Consider the following 17,032-nt stretch of genomic DNA (forward strand, 5'->3'; position numbering starts at 1 on the left):
AGGTCAGGCCGGCCAGGTGCCGGTCAGCTTGCGGACGCCCTTGGCCCCGCCGCGGTTGAGGATCGCCTTGGTGAGCCCGAGGAGTGCGCCCTGGAGTGCCGCGGCCATGAGGATCTCGGCCCAGGCGCGCTCCTCGTCGGTCGCGTCCGGAGCGTCGTCCTCGTGCGCCGCCAGTTTCCAGACCTTCTGGAAGACCGCTCCGGCCAGCATGCCGCTGGTCAGCGTGACGACCATGGTGAACGGCCTGTAGAGGGCCTGATCCGTCTGCATGGGGCCCGCCTCTCAGGTCCGGCGCCGCTTGTGGAGCAGCGCGGCGACGACGGCCAGGAGCAGCACGCCGCCTCCGGCCGCGGCCATCGCCCCCTGTCGTCCGCCCCCCTGGTCGGCGGCGTGCCGGCCGTGGTGCTGCATCCGGGCGCGGGCGTCGTGGGCCTTCCGCTGGGCGCGGGACTTGATGTCGGCCTTGGCTGCGAGCTGGGAGACGGTGTCGGCGAGTTGTTCGCGGGCGTGCTCGACCTCGGCCCGCAGTTCCGCCGGGGAGGCCGTGGTGGTCTGTCCTCCGTTGTGGGATGCGCGGCTCATCGGTGCGCTCCTTCCCTGATCGCCTGCACGTCGGCGCGTACGCTGCCGATCGTCCGCTCGGGTTTCGCCGGCGTCGCCCGCCGGATCTCGGTCCTGCCGATCAGCGCCAGCAGTCCGGCGATCAGCAGCAGACCGGCCGCGACGACCAGAGCGGCAAGCCACACGGACAGCACCAGCGCGACGGCCGCCACAGCGGCCGCGACCAGTACCTGGAGGGCGAGGAGGGCGAACAGCGCGGCGCCGCCGAACATGCCGCCGCCGAGGCCGGCCCGCTTCCCCTTCTCCTTCATCTCCGCCTGGGCGAGCCGCATCTCGCTGCGCACGATCTCCGACAGCTGCTCGGATGCCCGCTTGACCAGCTCTCCGACCGGGGCCTGCTCCGGGTGGTGGTCCGGGTGGTGGTCCGTTCGGTGGCGCACGGTGGTGGCCATGGGTCTCTCCTCGTCTCACGTCTCACGTGTGGGACGAGCGGCGGGTGCCCCGCTTCGGGGGAACTACGCGTCGCGCCTCGCCGGGGCCTTCCGGCAGGGCCCGTCAGTCTTCCAGGCGCTGGTCGCGGAGCAGGCGCCAGGAGGCCGCGGCCGCGGCCAGCAGCACCACCGCCGCGACGGAGGCTCCCGCGCGCAACCCTTCGGTGAAGGCGTCCTGTGCGGTGGTGAGCAGCCGCTCCCCCGTCGGACCGGGCAGGCCGCGGGCGGCCTCCACCGCCCCTCCGAGGGAGGATCTGGCCTGTTCGGCGGCTTCCGCGGGGATGCCCTCGGGGACCGCGTGGCCCCGGTAGAAGCCGGTGACCACGGACCCGAGGAGGGCGATGCCGAGCGCCGAGCCCAGCTCGTAGGCGGTCTCGGAGACGGCGGAGGCCGCTCCGGCCTGCTCCTTGGGCACGGTGGACAGCATGATGTCGGCCGTGACGGTGAAGGACAGCCCGGCGCCCAGGCCGAGCACCAGCAGCAGCAGCCCGAGCACCCAGTAGTCGCTGACGGGGCGCAGTCCGACGACGGCGCCCAGGGCGAGGGCGACAGCGGCCAGGCCCCCGGAGACGGCGCCGCGCACCGAGGTGCGCCGGGCCACCAGCCCGGCGACCAGGCCCGCGGCGATCGCACCGACACCGGCGGGCAGCTCCGCGAGCCCGGCCTCGAAGGGCGAGCGCAGCTGTACCAGCTGGAGGAACTGGGAGAGGAAGAACACCAGGCCGGCGAGTCCGAAGATGGTCAGCAGGTCGGCCAGTACGGCTCCTGAGAAGCCGCGGCGGCGGAAGAGGCGCATGTCCAGCAACGGCTTGGGGAGGCGCAGCTGGCGGCGGACGAAGGCGGCGAGCGAAAGGGCTCCGAGAGCGGCCGCGGTGGCGACGTCCCAGCGCAGGCCGTACGCGGCCGCCTCCTTCACGGCGTAGACCACACCGATGATGCCGATCATGGAGAGGGCGACGCTGGGCAGGTCCCACGGGCCGGGGGCCGGGTCGCGGGACTCGGGCAGCAGCCGGAGTCCGACGACCACGAGCACCGCCATGACCGGGAGGTTCAGCAGGAAGACCGACCCCCACCAGAAGTGCTCCAGCAGGAAACCGCCGACCACCGGGCCGACCGCCGCACCGGCCGAGGCCATGGCGCCCCAGATGCCGATGGCGACGCTGCGCTCGCGGGGGTTGGAGAAGATGTTGCGGATCAGGGCCAGCGTGGAGGGCATCAGGGTCGCTCCGGCGACGCCCATCAGCGCCCGCCAGGCGATCATGGCCTCGGCGCTGTGCGCGTAGGCCGTCAGGGCGGACAGGACGCCGAAGATCACCGAGCCGGTGAGCAACAGCCGCTTCCGGCCGACCCGGTCACCCAGGGAGCCCATCGAGACCAGCAGGCCCGCGATGACGAACGAGTACACGTCGCCGATCCACAGCAGCTGGGTGCTGGAGGGGTCGAGGTCCTCGCTCAGGAAGGGCGTGGCGAGAGCGAGGACCGTGGCGTCGATGCACACCAGCAGCACGGCGAGGGCGAGCACGGACAGCGCCAGCCAGCGCTGCCGCCGGGTGAGTTCACGGGCTCCCGTGCGGTCGTCGCCGACGGCCTTGTCCGTCCGCGCGGTCACCGGGCGTCCCTCCGCAGCAGGCCGCCGAGCAGCAGCTCGGCGGTCATCGGGCCCGCGTCGCGTTCGGCGACGCGGCCCTCCTGCACCGCCCAGGCGCATGCGGTGACCAGGGCGTACAGGGCTTCGGTGAGGAAGGCGGCGGTGAGCTCGACGCGGAAGACGCCGGTCTCCTGGCCGCGCCGGAACAACGCGGCGATCCGCTCGTCTGCCTCGGTCCAGCCCGGGTCGACGGCTCCGGGCTCGAAGAGCTGGCTCTCGGACATCAGGAAGCCGAGGAAGCCGGCGAAGGACTCCGCCTCGGCGATCAGGCGGCGCAGCGCGTCGCCCGGGTCGCCCTCCTCCAGCCGGGCGGCGTCCACCGCGGCGCGCACCCGGCTGATGCCGAGCTGCTCCAGACCGCGCACCAGCGCGTCGCGGCCGGCGAACCAGCGGTGCAGTGTGGCACGGCTGATGCCGGCGGCGCGGGCGATGTCGTCCATCGACGCGGTCGGGTGACGGCCGAGGTGGGCGGCCGCGTCGTGGAGGAGCGCTTCTCGGTCCGGGAGCATGACACGAGTCTATCTCCGGTGAGACACGCGTGTCTCACCGGAGACATCGATGGCGCACGGGACGTCAGTCGCGGGCGGCGGCCCACTCACGCTGCACGGCCAGGTCGGCCGTGACCTCGGCCAGCTGACGTGCGACCGCCGCCGGAGCGGTGCCGCCGCGGCCGTCCCGGGCGGCGAGCGCGCCGGGCACGTCGAGTACGGCCCGGACCGCGGGCGTCAGGTGCGGGGAGATCTTCGCGAACTGCTCGTCGGTCAGTTCGTTCAGCTCGATGCCCTGCTGCTCGCAGACCTTGACGCACTCCCCCGCGACCTCGTGCGCGACGCGGAAGGGCACGCCCTGCTTGACCAGCCACTCGGCGATGTCGGTGGCCAGTGAGAAGCCGGCGGGGGCGAGTTCGGCCATGCGCTCCCGGTTGACTGTGAGGGTGGCCATCATGCCGGTGAAGGCGGGCAGCAGGATCTCCAGCTGGTCGCAGGAGTCGAAGACCGGCTCCTTGTCCTCCTGGAGGTCGCGGTTGTAGGCCAGCGGCAGCGCCTTGAGGGTGGCGAGCAGGCCGGTCAGGTTGCCGATCAGCCGCCCGGACTTGCCGCGGGCCAGTTCGGCGATGTCCGGGTTCTTCTTCTGCGGCATGATCGAGGAACCGGTGGAGAACGCGTCGTGGAGCGTCACGAAGGAGAACTCCTTGGTGTTCCACAGGATCACCTCCTCCGCGATGCGGGAGAGGTCCACGCCGATCATGGCGGTGACGAAGGCGAACTCCGCGACGAAGTCGCGTGACGCGGTCCCGTCGATCGAGTTGCCGGCCGAGCCGCGCTCGAAGCCGAGCTCGGCCGCCACGGCCTCCGGGTCCAGGCCGAGGGAGGACCCGGCCAGGGCACCCGAACCGTAGGGCGAGACCGCGGTGCGCTCGTCCCACTGCCGGAGGCGTTCGGCGTCCCTGGAAAGTGCCTGCGCGTGGGCCAGTACGTGGTGCGCGAAGAGCACCGGCTGGGCGTGCTGGAGGTGCGTGCGGCCGGGCATCGCGACGTCCGGGTGGGCCCGGGCCAGACCGGTCAGTGCCCCGTTCAGGTCGGCGAGCAGGCCGCCGATGATCCTGGCGTGGTCCCGCAGGTACATCCGGAACAGGGTGGCGACCTGGTCGTTGCGGGAGCGGCCGGCGCGCAGTTTGCCGCCGAGGTCGGGACCGAGCCGTTCCAGCAGGCCCCGCTCCAGGGCGGTGTGCACGTCCTCGTCGGCGACGGTGCCGGTGAACGTGCCGTCGGCGACGTCGCGTTCGAGCCTGTCCAGGCCGGCGAGCATCTTTTCCAGCTCATCGGCCGTGAGCAGGCCGGCCGCCTGCAGCACGCGGGCGTGGGCACGGGAGCCGGCGATGTCGTAGGGGGCGAGGCGCCAGTCGAAGTGGACGGAGGCGGAGAGCTTCTCCAGCGCCTCGGAGGGTCCGTCCGCGAACCGGCCGCCCCAGAGGCGTACGTCGTCGGTGTGGTCGCTGGTGCTCACTGCTCTGCTCCTGAGGATGCCGGCGCCCTCGGGCGCCCGGGCCGGCGGACCGGCCGGGGCGCCCGAGGACCGCGAGAGGTCGGTACGGGGTGGCCCGAGGCTACGCCTGGTGCAGGTCCCGCTTCGCGGCGATCTTGCTCGACATGCCGAAGATCTCGATGAAGCCCTTGGACAGGGACTGGTCGAAGGTGTCGCCGCTGTCGTACGTCGCCAGGTTGAAGTCGTAGAGCGAGCTCGCCGACCGCCGGCCGGTGACGACGGCCCGGCCGCCCTGGAGCGTCATCCGGATGTCGCCGCTGACGTGCTCGTTGGCCTGCTCGACGAAGCCGTCCAGGGCCCGCTTCAGCGGGGAGAACCACATGCCGTCGTAGACGAGTTCGGCCCACCGCTGCTCGACCTGCCGCTTGTAGCGGGCGAGTTCCCGCTCGACGGTGACGTTCTCCAGCTCCTGGTGGGCGGTGATGAGCGCGATGCCGCCGGGCGACTCGTACACCTCCCGCGACTTGATGCCCACGAGCCGGTCCTCGACCATGTCGATCCGGCCGACGCCGTGCGCACCCGCCCGTTCGTTGAGCTGCTGGATGGCCTGCAGCACGGTGACCTGCTTGCCGTCGATCGCGACCGGGACGCCCTTGTCGAAGGTGATCGTCACCTCGTCGGCCTCCCGGGGGACGGCCGGGTTCTCGGTGTACTCGTAGACGTCCTCGATCGGCGCGTTCCAGATGTCCTCCAGGAATCCGGTCTCCACGGCCCGCCCGAAGACGTTCTGGTCGATGGAGTACGGGGACTTCTTGGAGGTGGCGATGGGCAGGCCCTTCTCCTCGCAGAACGCGATCGCCTTGTCCCGGGTCATCGCGTAGTCCCGGACCGGGGCGATGCACGTCAGGTCGGGGGCGAGGGAGGAGATGCCGGCCTCGAACCGCACCTGGTCGTTGCCCTTGCCGGTGCAGCCGTGCGCGACGGTGGAGGCGCCGTGCTTCCGGGCGGCGGCGACCAGGTGCTTGACGATGGTCGGCCGGGAGAGCGCCGAGACCAGCGGATAGCGGTCCATGTACAGGGCGTTGGCCTTGATCGCCGGGAGGCAGTACTCCTCGGCGAACTCGTCCTTGGCGTCGGCGACCTCGGCCTCGACGGCACCGCAGGCGAGCGCACGCTTGCGGATGACGTCCAGGTCCTCGCCGCCCTGGCCGACGTCCACGGCGACGGCGACCACCTCTGCTCCGGTCTCCTCGGCGATCCAGCCGATGGCGACGGAGGTGTCCAGGCCGCCGGAGTATGCGAGTACGACGCGCTCGGTCACGGGAGTCTCCTTAGGAAGCATGCGCTGATAGGTATAAGTATGCACCTGGCTGCATGGTTCGTCAAAGGCGCGGCGCGGCGCAGGCGCAGCATCCGGAGCCCTGGTGGAGAATCCGCAGGTCAGCGAGGTGCCGACAGCTCCTCGGCGAGGACGGTGGCGTGACTGTGGCCGACGTCCCGGGTGGCGGTCAGCAGCGTGAGGGGTCCGGTGGCGGCGCGCTCACGCAAGCGGTCCAGCGCCTCCGCGCGTCCGGGCTCGGCCAGCTCCGCCCGGTACCGGCGGGCGAAGCCGGCGTAGCGCTCGGGATCGTGGCGGTACCAGCGGCGCAGCTCGTCGGACGGTGCGACGTCCTTGACCCAGTCGTCGAGCCGCGCCTTGTCCCGGGACATCCCGCGCGGCCAGAGGCGGTCGATCAGGACCCGGGCGCCGTCCGCCTCCTCCGGCTCGTCGTAGATCCGCCGGATCCGCACGTTCCGCTGTGGTGCACCCATGGGACCAGCACAGCACAGGGACGGCGTGCCCGGCGCCCGGCAGCCGTCCGCCGGGGCATCCGGTGCGGGTCAGCGTTCCTTCTGGGCCAGGTGCAGAAGGTGGTCGGCCAGTGCCTGGCCCCCGTCGGGGTCCCGGCTGATCAGCAGCAGGGTGTCGTCGCCGGCGATGGTGCCGATGATCTGGTGCACCTCGCCCTGGTCGATCGCCGAGGCGAGGAACTGGGCGGCGCCGGGCGGAGTGCGCAGCACCACCAGGTTGGCCGATGCCTCGGCCGAGATGAGCAGTTCGCCGGCCAGCCGGGCCATCCGCGCCTCGCTGGCGGACTCCCCCAGCGGAGCACGCGGCCTCCGGTCGCCGCCCTCACCGGGCACGGCGTAGATCAGCTCGCCCCCCGTGTTGCGGATCTTCACCGCACCCAGTTCGTCCAGGTCGCGGGAGAGCGTGGCCTGGGTGACGGAGAGGCCGTCGTCGGCGAGCAGCCTGGCGAGCTGGCTCTGCGACCGGACCGGCTGCCGGTTCAGGATGTCCACGATGCGGCGGTGCCGGGCCGTGCGCGTGTGCGGCACGGCCTGGCCGCTGTGCTGCTCCTCGGTCATCGTCCCCGTTTCCTCTTCGGGCGGTGCTGTCAGCCGGCGCCGCGGGCTGTGTCGAGGACCGCCGGGAGCGCCCGGACGAGCGCGTCGGCGTCGTCCTCCCCGATGATCAGCGGCGGAGCGAGCCGGACGACGTCCGGCGCGACCGCGTTCACCAGGAACCCCGCGTCCTGAGCCGCCTGTTGCACGCGAGGCGCGAGGGGCTCGGTGAGCACCATACCGAGCAGCAGTCCGGCACCGCGGACGTGGTCGAGCAACGGGTGGCCGAGTGCGGCGAGGGATTCCCGCAGCCGGGTACCGACGCGTTTGACGTTCTCGAGCACGCCGTCGGCCGCCAGGGTGTCGAGAACGGCCAGGGCCGCGGCGCAGGACACCGGGTTGCCGCCGAAGGTGGAGCCGTGCTGGCCGGGGGTCAGCAGGCCGGCGGCCGGCCCGAAGGCGAGGGTGGCGCCGATCGGCAGACCGCCGCCAAGTCCCTTGGCGAGGGTGAGGACATCGGGTTCGACACCCTGGGCCCGGCACTCCAGCCAGTGGCCGGTGCGCCCGATGCCGGTCTGGATCTCGTCGACGACCAGCAGCGTGCCGGTCGCGCGGGTGATCTCGCGGGCCGCGGCGAGGTAGCCCTCCGGCGGCACCACGACGCCGTTCTCACCCTGGACGGGTTCGACGACGAACAGCGCAGTGTCGGGGGTGATGGCCTCGCGCAGCGCGTCGGCGTCACCGAACGGCACGTGCGTGACCCGGCCGGGCAGTGGGAGGAACGGCTCCTGCTTCGCGGGCTGGCCGGTCAGGGCCAGGGCACCCATGGTGCGGCCGTGGAAGCCGCCGTCGGTGGCCACCATGTGGGGCCGCCCGGTGCGGCGGCCGATCTTGAAGGCGGCCTCCATGGCCTCGGCACCGGAGTTGGAGAAGTACACCCGGCCCCCCGGCAGGCCGGCGATCTCCAGCAGCCGTTCGGCCAGCGCGAGCGGCGGCTCCGCGGCGAAGAGGTTGGACACGTGGCCGAGGGTGGCGATCTGGTCGGAGACGGCGCGGACCACGGACGGGTGACCGGTGCCCAGGGCGTTGACCGCGATACCGCCGGTGAAGTCGAGGTAACCGCGGCCGTCGGCGTCCCACAGCCGCACTCCCTCACCGTGCGTGAGCGGAAGGCGCGGAGTGCCGTAGTTGTCCATCAGGGTCTGCTGCCAGCGGTCCAGCTGTGCGGCGTTGTGACCGGTCACGATGCCGCCTCCTCGGGCGTCGGGGCGGGCGGGTCCGGCACGACCATGGTGCCAATGCCCTCGTCGGTGAAGATCTCCAGCAGGATCGAGTGCTGCACGCGGCCGTCGAGGACCCGGGCGGTGTGCACGCCGTTGCGGACGGCGTGCAGGCAGCCCTCCATCTTCGGCACCATGCCGCTGGCCAGGTCCGGGAGGAGCTTCTCCAGTTCGCTGGCGGTGAGCCGGCTGACCACGTCGTCGCTGTGGGGCCAGTCCGCGTACAGGCCCTCGACGTCGGTGAGGACCATCAGGGTCTCCGCCCCGAGTGCCGCGGCGAGCGCGGCGGCCGCGGTGTCGGCGTTGATGTTGTAGACGTGTTCGTCGTCGGAGCTGCGGGCGATGGAGGAGACGACCGGGATGCGCCCGTCCTCCAGCAGCGCCTCGACGGCGCCGGCGTCGACGCCGACGATGTCGCCGACCCGGCCGAGGTCGACCGGCTCGCCGTCGATCTCGGCCAGCCGCTTGGTCGCGGTCAGGGTGTGCGCGTCCTCGCCGGTCATGCCGACCGCGAAGGGCCCGTGCCGGTTGAGCAGCCCCACCAGCTCCCGCTGCACCTGGCCGGCCAGCACCATCCGCACCACGTCCATCGTCTCCCGCGTGGTGACCCGCAGCCCGGCCCGGAACTCCGACTCCAGTCCGAGACGGTCGAGTTGGGCGCTGATCTGCGGGCCGCCGCCGTGCACGACGACGGGGCGCAGTCCGGCGTGCCGCAGGAAGACCACGTCCTGCGCGAAGGCGGCCTTCAGCTCGTCGTCGACCATGGCGTTGCCGCCGAACTTGATCACCACGGTCCTGCCGTGGTGCCGGGTCAGCCAGGGCAGCGCCTCGATGAGGGTCTGCGCCTTGGGCAGCGCCGTGTGCCTGCGCGTCGAGGTCCGCAGGGCGGTCATGAGCTGTACGCGCTGTTCTCGTGGACGTAGTCGGCGGTGAGATCATTGGTCCAGATCACCGCGGACTCGGTTCCGGCGGCCAGGTCGGCGGTGATGCGGACCTCGCGGTAGCGCATGTCGACCAGGTCGCGGTCCTCGCCGACCGCGCCGCCGCGGCACACCCACACGCCGTTGATGGCCACGTCGAGCCGGTCCGGCTCGAAGGCGGCGGAGGTGGTGCCGATCGCGGAGAGCACACGGCCCCAGTTCGGGTCCTCGCCGTGCACGGCGCACTTGAGGAGGTTGTTGCGGGCGACGGCGCGGCCGACCTCGACGGCGTCGTCCTCGGTGGCGGCGCCCGTCACCTCGATACGGATGTCCTTGGACGCCCCCTCCGCGTCCCCGACGAGCTGCCGCGCCAGGTCGGCGCACACCTCCCGTACGGCCTCGGCGAACGCCTCGTGCCCGGGCGCGACGCCGGAGGCGCCGGAGGCGAGCAGCAGCACGGTGTCGTTGGTGGACAGGCAGCCGTCGGAGTCGACGCGCTCGAAGGTGGTGCGTGTGGCGGCGCGCAGCGCCTTGTCCAGCTCGGCGCTCTCCAGGCCGGCGTCGGTGGTGAGCACGACCAGCATGGTGGCCAGGCTCGGGGCGAGCATGCCGGCGCCCTTCGCCATGCCGCCCACCGTCCAGCCGTCGCGTTCGGCGACGGCCGTCTTGTGCACGGTGTCGGTGGTCCTGATGGCGAGGGCGGCCTTCTCCCCGCCGTGCCGGGACAGTTCGCCGGCGGCGGTGTCGATACCGGCGAGCAGCTCGTCCATCGGGAGCCGGTTGCCGATGAGGCCGGTGGAGGCGACGGCGATCTCGGCGGCGCTGTGCCCCAGCGCCTCGGCCGCCTTCTCCGCGGTGGCGTGGGTGTCCTGGAATCCCGCGGGGCCGGTACAGGCGTTGGCGCCGCCGGAGTTGAGCACGACGGCGGAGACCAGGCCGCCGCGCAGGACCTGCTCGGACCACAGGACGGGGGCGGCCTTCACGCGGTTGGCGGTGAAGACGCCCGCCGCGGCCCGGCTGGGGCCCTCGTTGACGACCAGGGCGAGATCGGGGCCGCCGCTGTCCTTGATCCCGGCGGCGACGCCCGCCGCGGTGAATCCTGCGGGTGCGGTGACACTCACGGCGACACTCCGATCGTGGGAAGTCCGGTCTCCTCGGGGAGCCCGAGGGCGAGGTTCATGCTCTGCACCGCGCCGCCGGCGGTGCCCTTGGTCAGGTTGTCGACGGCCGCGACCACGACGATGCGGCGGGCGGCCTCGTCCAGCGCGGTCTGCAGCTGCACCGTGTTGGAGCCGTACACCGCTCCGGTCGCGGGCCACCGCCCTTCGGGCAGCACCTGCACGAACGGTTCGTCGCGGTAGGCCTTCTCGTAGGCGGCGCGCACGTCGTCCGCGCCGGTGCCCGGCCGGGCGGCGGCGGTGCAGGTGGCGAGGATGCCGCGGGGCATGGGCGCGAGCGTCGGCGTGAACGACACGGTCACCTTCTCGCCCGCCGCGGCGGACAGGTTCTGTGCCATCTCCGGGGTGTGCCGGTGCACGCCCCCGACGCCGTACGGGCTCATGGAGCCCATCACCTCGCTGCCCAGCAGGTGCGGCTTGAGCGCCTTGCCGGCGCCGGAGGTGCCGGTCGCGGCGACGACCACGGCCTCCGGCTCGGCGAGTCCGGCGGCGAAGGCGGGCGCGAGGGCGAGGGAGACGGCCGTCGGGTAACAGCCCGGGACCGCGACGCGCCTGGATCCCTTGATCGCGTCGCGGGCCCCGGGCAGCTCGGGCAGACCGTACGGCCAGCTGCCGGCGTGCGGGGTGCCGTAGAAGCGCTGCCACGCCCCGGCGTCGGTGAGCCGGAAGTCGGCGCCGCAGTCGATCACCAGCACGTCGCCGCCGAGTGCGTCGGCCACGGCGGCGGACTGGCCGTGCGGCAGCGCGAGGAAGACCACGTCGTGCCCGCTCAGCACGTCCGCGGTGGTCGGCTCCAGCACCCGCTCGGCCAGCGGGAGCAGCTGCGGCTGCAGCTCCCCGAGCCGGCGCCCGGCGTTCGACCCGCCGGTCAGCGCCCCGATCTCGGCCTCGGGATGCGCGCAGAGCAGGCGCAGCAGCTCGCCCCCCGCGTATCCGCTCGCCCCCGCCACGGCCACTCGCCACACCATCGGCAACCCTCCTCCTCGATGGCATGACTATACGAGGCATGGCACGTTTATGCAATGCTGGTCCTGGGGTGCCGCGATAAGCACTGGGCAGAGAGCGCCGAGAGCTCTAGCCTCACGCGCATGCCCAGCCCGAGTACGGAACCCCTGCGCGACGCGCCGCCCACCCCCCGGACCGCAGCACGCCTCCGGCTGGTGCCCGACCCGGAGGAGATCACCCACCTCGTGTGCTGCCGCCAGACACCCTGGGTGCAGGCGTTCTGCGGGGCGCGGGACGAGGACCGCATCAATCCGGTTCCCGACATGATCTGCACGATGTGCGTCGAGGCCGTCGAGGCCATGACCTCCGGCCACGGCCCGGCCCTGGAAGGCATCTGCCCCGTCGACGCACAGCCGTGCCCGGACGAGCACGAGATCGACCTCCGCATCGCCCGCGAAACCGACCCGGGCGCCTGAGACCCCTCGGCTCAGCCGGGGCACTCAGCCGAGGCTGAGGCACCACTCCCCCGCACGGCCGGTGAAGGTGACGGTGGACAGCGGCTGCGCGTCGACGCGCCAGTACGCGTGGGGCGGCACGCGCAGCACGTAGCACAGGGCGGCCCGCACGACGGAGGGTTCGGCGACGGCCACCACCCGGTCGCCCTCGTCCGCCGGACGGGTGTCGAGCCAGCCGCCGACCCGGGAGATGAAGCTCAGCAGGGACTCGCCGCCGTGCGGCGCGGCGCGCGGGTCGGCGAGCCAGGCGTCGACGGCGTCGGGTTCGCGGACGGCCACCTCCCGCAACGTGCTGCCGCGCCAGCGCCCCATGTCGCAGTCCCGCAGGGCGGGCTGGGCGACGACGGGGAGGCCGAGCGCGTCGCAGGTCTGCCGGCAGCGGACGGTGGGCGAGCAGTACCGCAGTTCGGCGGAGGCGAGGGGGGCCAGCTCGGGGGCCGTACGCAGGACCTCGAGCCGCCCGGCGTCGTCGAGCGGGCGGTCGTCGTCGAAGCGCACGTCCAGCACGGAGGAGCTGCGTGCGGCGGCGAGCAGCGTCACGCGTATGTGCATCCGGTGATCGTAGGGTGACGAGCCCCGTTCGTGGAGGCCCGTGCAGGAACCGTCCGCGCGGGTGCGCGCACCGGCCCGGGCCTACACTTGTGACCTGCGGCACAGTCGCTCCCGACCAGCTCCCGCGCAGAAGGAGGGCCGCCGATGCAAGCGGAAACGGGTGACCGGCTCCTGGTCCACGGCCGGACCGTCGGCCAGCACGACAGGGTCGCGGAGATCGTCGAGGTGATGGGCGCGAACGGGGAGCCGCCCTACCGGGTGCGTTTCGAGGACGGTCACGAGGCGGTCATGTCGCCGGGGCCGGACTCGGTCGTGCGCCACGAGCCGGGGAGCGGACCGCCGGTCTGACCGGCGGCCCCGCCCGGCGCAGCCGGGGGCGTCCCCCGCACCTCGGCGCGGGGGACGCCCCCGGCACGTCTCAGCGCGGCGGACGGACCCGGCAGCGGTAGTGGTCCTCCACCACGCGGGTCATGGCGCCGATGGGATCGGACGCGACCTGCCGGGCGGAGAAGAACACGTGGCCCCGGACCTCGGGATGGTCCTCGCAGAAGGTGAGGTGCGCGGACAGCTCCCCGGGCTCGTGCCACGGCGGGCCCTGCGCGGGGTCGGCGACCTTGTAGAGGGCCTCCCCGACGAACAGGTCGGTGCCGGTGCCCCGGACCACGTCGGCCCACCAGGGGACCAGCACGGCGTAGTCGGCGACGGTGAAGCCGATGTTCCAGTACACCTGGGGCACGACGTAGTCGAGCCACCCCTCACGCACCCACTTCCGGGTGTCCGCGTAGAGGTCGTCATAGGTCTCGACGCCGCCCTGGGTGTCGGAACCCCGGTCGGGGTCGGTGGAGGCGTTGCGCCAGATCGCGAACGGGCTGACACCGAAGCGCACCCCCGGGCGGGTGCGGCGCAGCCGCCGGGAGGTCTCCTCGACGAGCCGGTCGATGTTGTCGCGGCGCCAGGCGGCGCGGTCGGGGAATCCCGCGCCGTGCTGCGCGTAGGCCGCGTCGTCGTCGAAGACCTGGCCGGCGACGGGGTACGGGTAGAAGTAGTCGTCCCAGTGCACGGCGTCGACGGCGTAGTTCTCCACCGCGTGGAACATCGCGTCCTGCACGAAGGCGCGGACCTCGGGGAGTCCGGGGTTGTAGTAGAGCTTGCCGCCGTAGGGCACCACCCATTCGGGGTGCTGCCGCGCGGGATGCCCGGGGACCAGTCGTGCGGGGTCCTGGTGGTTGGCGATCCGGTAGGGGTTGAACCACGCGTGCAGTTCGAGGCCGCGCCGATGGGCCTCCTCGACGGCGAAGCCGAGGGGGTCCCAGCCGGGGTCGCGACCCTGCTGGCCGGTGAGAAAGGCCGACCAGGGTTCGAGGGGCGAGGGCCAGAACGCGTCGGCGGTGGGCCGCACCTGCAGGATCACGGCGTTCAGCCGCCGCTCGACGGCAAGGTCGAGGAGGCCGAGGAGTTCCCGCTGCTGCTCGGCGGCGGGAAGCCCGGGGCTGCTGGGGAAGTCGATGTTCGCGACGGTGGCGACCCACATGCCGCGCAGTTCCCTACGGCCGCGCCGTCGGCGTGCGGGGTCCCGGTGCGCGGCGGCAGGACCCGGGACCGCCCAGCCGGGGGTGGCGAGTGCCGCCCCGGACAGAACTCCGGCCGCCGCCGCGCTGAAGAGTCTTCGTGAGATACGGCTCATGATGTGCCCCTCCTGATCGCCGTGGACCGGTGCAGCGTCCTGCGCCGACGGATCACCGGCAAGCGGGCGAAACGGCGCATCCGGGGCCGCCGGTCGCTCCGGGTCGTCCTCTTGACACCGTGCGGCACCGGAGGGTGAGGCGTGGACCACTCCGGCCCGCCCCGGACCGCCGGACGGGTGACGCGGCGCGGTAACGTCGGCTCTCGCGAGGCGGCGCGGCCCGGGAACCCACGGCCGTCACGCCCGGGACCCGAAGATCTGCGAAAGGCACGATGTGACCGACATCGAACACGTCGGAGTGGTGGGCTGCGGCCAGATGGGCGCCGGCATCGCCGAGGTGTGCGCGCGCGCCGGACTGGACGTCAAGGTCGCCGAGACCACCGGCGAGGCCCTGGAGCTGGGCCGTACCCGCCTGGTGAACTCGCTGGACAAGGCCGCCGCCCGCGGCAAGATGTCCGCCGAGGAGCGGGACGCGACACTGGACCGGCTGACCTTCACCACCGACCTCGGCGAGTTCGCCGACCGCGACCTGGTCGTCGAGGCGGTCGTGGAGAACGAGCACGTGAAGACGGAGATCTTCCAGGTGCTCGACCAGGTCGTCACGCGCCCGGACGCCATCCTGGCATCGAACACCTCCTCGATTCCGCTGGTGAAACTGGCCGTGGCGACCTCCCGCCCCGACCAGGTCATCGGCATCCACTTCTTCAACCCGGCGCCGGTGCAGAAGCTGGTCGAGCTGATCCCCGCGCTGACCACCGGCGAGGAGACCGTCAAGCGCGCCGAGGCGGCGGTGACGTCGCTGCTGGGCAAGCACGCCATCCGCGCGCAGGACCGCTCCGGTTTCGTGGTGAACGCGCTGCTCATCCCGTACCTGCTGTCGGCGATCCGGATGTTCGAGTCGGGCATCGCCTCGCGCGAGGACATCGACAACGGCATGGAGATGGGCTGCGCCCACCCGATGGGCCCGTTGAAGCTGGCGGACCTGATCGGCCTGGACACGGTCGCCTCGGTCGCGGACTCGATGTACGCCGAGTTCAAGGAGCCGCTGTACGCCGCGCCGCCGCTGCTCCAGCGGATGGTGGACGCCGGGCGGCTGGGCCGCAAGGCGGGCGCGGGCTTCTACGCGTACGGCTGACGCCGGCCGGGTTCCACCGGCCCGTGGACCGCGGGCGGCCCCGTCCGCGGTTCACCCGAGTGGTGGCGCCCTCGGGGCGGGCTTACCGTCGTCCTAGTGGCAACCAGCGGCAACGGCCACGGGACGCACCATGACGAACCCTCAGCCCGCCCCCGCCGTCTCCCCCTCCACCCGCCGGAAGGGCGGCAGCGGCACAGCACTGCTGGTCATCGCCTCGTGCCAGCTGATGGTGGTGCTCGACATCACCATCGTGAACATCGCGCTGCCCCACATCCAGACGTCGCTGGGCTTCTCCACCGAAGGGCTGTCGTGGGTGATCAACGCCTACACGCTCACCTTCGGCGGGCTGCTGCTGCTCGGCGGGAGGTCCGGGGACATCCTCGGACGCCGGCGGATGTTCGTCACGGGCGTGGTCCTGTTCGTCGTCGCGTCACTGCTGTGCGGGCTGGCGCAGAACCCGTGGGAGCTGCTCGCGGCCCGTTCGGTGCAGGGCATGGGCGGGGCGATCGCGTCCCCGACGGCGCTGGCGCTCATCGCGACGACCTTCACCGAGGGCCCGGAACGCAACCGGGCGTTCGGCGTGTTCGCGGCGGTGTCGGCGGGCGGCGGCGCGATCGGGCTGCTCGCGGGCGGGGTGCTGGTCGAATGGCTCGACTGGCGCTGGATCTTCTTCGTGAACGTGCCGATCGGTCTGCTCATCGCCTTCGCCACGCCTCGCGTCATCCGTGAGTCCGAGCGCCGGCCGGGCCGTTTCGACGTCATCGGTGCACTGACCTCCACGCTCGGCATGGTGTCGCTGGTGTACGGCTTCATCCGGGCGTCCGAGGACGGCTGGCGCGACCCGGTCACCCTTGCCGCGTTCGCGGTGGCCGTGGTGCTGCTGTCGGTGTTCCTGCTGGTGGAACGGCGTTCCCGGCAGCCGATCACACCGCTGCGGATGTTCCGGGACCGCAACCGCGCCGGGACGTACGCGATGATGCTCTGTCTCGCCGCGGCGATCTTCGGGATGTTCTTCTTCCTGACGCTGTACGTGCAGAACGTGCTGGGCTTCGGGCCGCTGGCCGCCGGGCTGGCGTTCCTGCCGGTGAGCGCGGTCATCGCGGTCGGCGCGGCCCTGGCGTCGCAGCTGCTGCCCAGAACGGGGCCGAAGCCGTTCATGGTGGTCGGCGGACTGTTCGCCGCGGCCGGGCTGTCGTGGCTGACGCTGACCGACATCGACAGCACCTACGCGGGCAGTGTGCTGGGGCCGATGCTGCTCTTCGGCTTCGGGATGGGCATGGAATTCGTGTCACTGACGCTGATGGCGGTCTCCGGGGTCGCGGAACGCGAGTCGGGTGCGGCCACCGGGCTGCTCAACGCCAGCCAGCAGGTCGGCGGGTCCCTCGGGCTGTCCATCCTGGTGACGGCTTTCGGCACGGCGGGCCGCAACGAGACGGAATCGGTGCTGCCGCGGTTCCTCGCGCAGGCCACGCCGCAGGAGAAGGCACAGTTGCGGCGCACCGGCGAGCTGCCGGGAGTGTGGGGCGACCGGGTGCTGACCTCCGGCGTCAGCGCGGCGTTCGTCGTGGCGGCGGTGATGGCCGGGCTGGCCGCGGTGATCGCGCTGTTCGTGATCCAGGTGCGCGCCTCCGACCTGGAACGGCTCCGGGGCGACCGGGACGCGAGGGGCCCGTGACCGACCCGGCCCGGCGCGGGGCGACGTGACGGCGGAGGTCCGGCCCGGCGGGCCGGGCCGGATGCCGGCGGACGGGT

Annotated in this window: 19 protein-coding genes; 4 read left to right on the forward strand and 15 right to left on the reverse strand. The window is 72.6% G+C overall.

Going from position 1 to position 17,032, the window contains the following annotated elements; translation table 11 throughout:
• Nucleotides 1-3: 3 nt before the first annotated feature.
• The 13 genes from RM572_RS10275 to argC form a co-directional block, all read right to left on the reverse strand.
• Nucleotides 4-270, reverse strand: a complete 267-nt coding sequence (locus RM572_RS10275) for a DUF4235 domain-containing protein (protein ID WP_311672956.1) — start codon at nt 268-270, stop codon at nt 4-6.
• 12 nt (nt 271-282) lie between these two features.
• Nucleotides 283-582, reverse strand: a complete 300-nt coding sequence (locus tag RM572_RS10280; RefSeq protein WP_311672957.1) for a DUF3618 domain-containing protein — start codon at nt 580-582, stop codon at nt 283-285.
• On the reverse strand, nt 579-1,013 hold the full coding sequence (locus tag RM572_RS10285) for a phage holin family protein (protein ID WP_311672958.1): 435 nt from the start codon (nt 1,011-1,013) through the stop codon (nt 579-581). The genes RM572_RS10280 and RM572_RS10285 overlap by 4 nt, the downstream gene beginning before the upstream one ends.
• Before the next feature lie 103 nt (nt 1,014-1,116).
• Nucleotides 1,117-2,661: an MFS transporter gene (locus RM572_RS10290; RefSeq protein WP_394813572.1), complete on the reverse strand. Its 1,545-nt coding sequence runs from the start codon at nt 2,659-2,661 to the stop codon at nt 1,117-1,119.
• A complete protein-coding gene (locus tag RM572_RS10295; RefSeq protein ID WP_311672959.1) occupies nt 2,658-3,209 on the reverse strand; it encodes a TetR/AcrR family transcriptional regulator in 552 nt (183 codons plus the stop codon). The genes RM572_RS10290 and RM572_RS10295 overlap by 4 nt, the downstream gene beginning before the upstream one ends.
• A gap of 64 nt (nt 3,210-3,273) precedes the next feature.
• The gene (argH, locus tag RM572_RS10300) at nt 3,274-4,707 is read right to left on the reverse strand and encodes an argininosuccinate lyase (protein ID WP_311672960.1); all 1,434 of its coding nucleotides are present in this window, start codon (nt 4,705-4,707) and stop codon (nt 3,274-3,276) included.
• A 100-nt stretch (nt 4,708-4,807) separates the two neighbouring features.
• Complete coding sequence (locus RM572_RS10305) at nt 4,808-6,007, reverse strand: argininosuccinate synthase (RefSeq protein WP_311672961.1); 1,200 nt, start codon at nt 6,005-6,007, stop codon at nt 4,808-4,810.
• Between the two features lie 119 nt (nt 6,008-6,126).
• Nucleotides 6,127-6,498: a DUF488 domain-containing protein gene (locus RM572_RS10310; protein WP_311672962.1), complete on the reverse strand. Its 372-nt coding sequence runs from the start codon at nt 6,496-6,498 to the stop codon at nt 6,127-6,129.
• Between the two features lie 69 nt (nt 6,499-6,567).
• Nucleotides 6,568-7,095 (reverse strand): arginine repressor, encoded by a 528-nt coding sequence (locus RM572_RS10315; RefSeq protein ID WP_027762691.1) that lies wholly within the window; start codon nt 7,093-7,095, stop codon nt 6,568-6,570.
• Between the two features lie 29 nt (nt 7,096-7,124).
• On the reverse strand, nt 7,125-8,267 hold the full coding sequence (locus tag RM572_RS10320) for an acetylornithine transaminase (protein ID WP_394813578.1): 1,143 nt from the start codon (nt 8,265-8,267) through the stop codon (nt 7,125-7,127).
• Between the two features lie 44 nt (nt 8,268-8,311).
• On the reverse strand, nt 8,312-9,244 hold the full coding sequence (gene argB, locus RM572_RS10325; RefSeq protein WP_311672964.1) for an acetylglutamate kinase: 933 nt from the start codon (nt 9,242-9,244) through the stop codon (nt 8,312-8,314).
• The gene (argJ, locus tag RM572_RS10330) at nt 9,241-10,392 is read right to left on the reverse strand and encodes a bifunctional glutamate N-acetyltransferase/amino-acid acetyltransferase ArgJ (RefSeq protein WP_311672965.1); all 1,152 of its coding nucleotides are present in this window, start codon (nt 10,390-10,392) and stop codon (nt 9,241-9,243) included. Before argJ ends, argB begins: the two co-directional genes overlap by 4 nt.
• The gene (argC, locus tag RM572_RS10335; RefSeq protein WP_311672966.1) at nt 10,389-11,417 is read right to left on the reverse strand and encodes an N-acetyl-gamma-glutamyl-phosphate reductase; all 1,029 of its coding nucleotides are present in this window, start codon (nt 11,415-11,417) and stop codon (nt 10,389-10,391) included. The genes argJ and argC overlap by 4 nt, the downstream gene beginning before the upstream one ends.
• Before the next feature lie 120 nt (nt 11,418-11,537).
• Here argC and RM572_RS10340 point away from each other — a divergent pair, with 120 nt between their 5' ends.
• Nucleotides 11,538-11,870 carry a hypothetical protein gene (locus RM572_RS10340; RefSeq protein ID WP_311672967.1) on the forward strand — a complete coding sequence of 111 codons (333 nt, stop codon included), beginning with the start codon at nt 11,538-11,540 and terminating at the stop codon, nt 11,868-11,870.
• 24 nt (nt 11,871-11,894) lie between these two features.
• On the opposite strand, the gene RM572_RS10345 is transcribed toward RM572_RS10340, so the two are convergent.
• A complete protein-coding gene (locus RM572_RS10345; RefSeq protein WP_311672968.1) occupies nt 11,895-12,461 on the reverse strand; it encodes a histidine phosphatase family protein in 567 nt (188 codons plus the stop codon).
• Nucleotides 12,462-12,605: 144 nt separating this feature from the next.
• Here RM572_RS10345 and RM572_RS10350 point away from each other — a divergent pair, with 144 nt between their 5' ends.
• Nucleotides 12,606-12,809: a DUF1918 domain-containing protein gene (locus tag RM572_RS10350; RefSeq protein WP_311672969.1), complete on the forward strand. Its 204-nt coding sequence runs from the start codon at nt 12,606-12,608 to the stop codon at nt 12,807-12,809.
• Nucleotides 12,810-12,879: 70 nt separating this feature from the next.
• On the opposite strand, the gene RM572_RS10355 is transcribed toward RM572_RS10350, so the two are convergent.
• Nucleotides 12,880-14,145: a glycoside hydrolase family 10 protein gene (locus RM572_RS10355; protein ID WP_311672970.1), complete on the reverse strand. Its 1,266-nt coding sequence runs from the start codon at nt 14,143-14,145 to the stop codon at nt 12,880-12,882.
• A gap of 274 nt (nt 14,146-14,419) precedes the next feature.
• Between RM572_RS10355 and RM572_RS10360 the strand changes: the two genes are divergently transcribed.
• Both RM572_RS10360 and RM572_RS10365 read left to right on the forward strand, forming a co-directional pair.
• Nucleotides 14,420-15,280 carry a 3-hydroxybutyryl-CoA dehydrogenase gene (locus RM572_RS10360; RefSeq protein WP_311672971.1) on the forward strand — a complete coding sequence of 287 codons (861 nt, stop codon included), beginning with the start codon at nt 14,420-14,422 and terminating at the stop codon, nt 15,278-15,280.
• Between the two features lie 130 nt (nt 15,281-15,410).
• Nucleotides 15,411-16,955 carry an MFS transporter gene (locus RM572_RS10365; protein ID WP_311672972.1) on the forward strand — a complete coding sequence of 515 codons (1,545 nt, stop codon included), beginning with the start codon at nt 15,411-15,413 and terminating at the stop codon, nt 16,953-16,955.
• Nucleotides 16,956-17,032 lie beyond the last annotated feature (77 nt).

The organism is Streptomyces hazeniae, assembly GCF_031845485.1.
In the GTDB taxonomy this organism is placed as follows: domain Bacteria; phylum Actinomycetota; class Actinomycetes; order Streptomycetales; family Streptomycetaceae; genus Streptomyces; species Streptomyces hazeniae.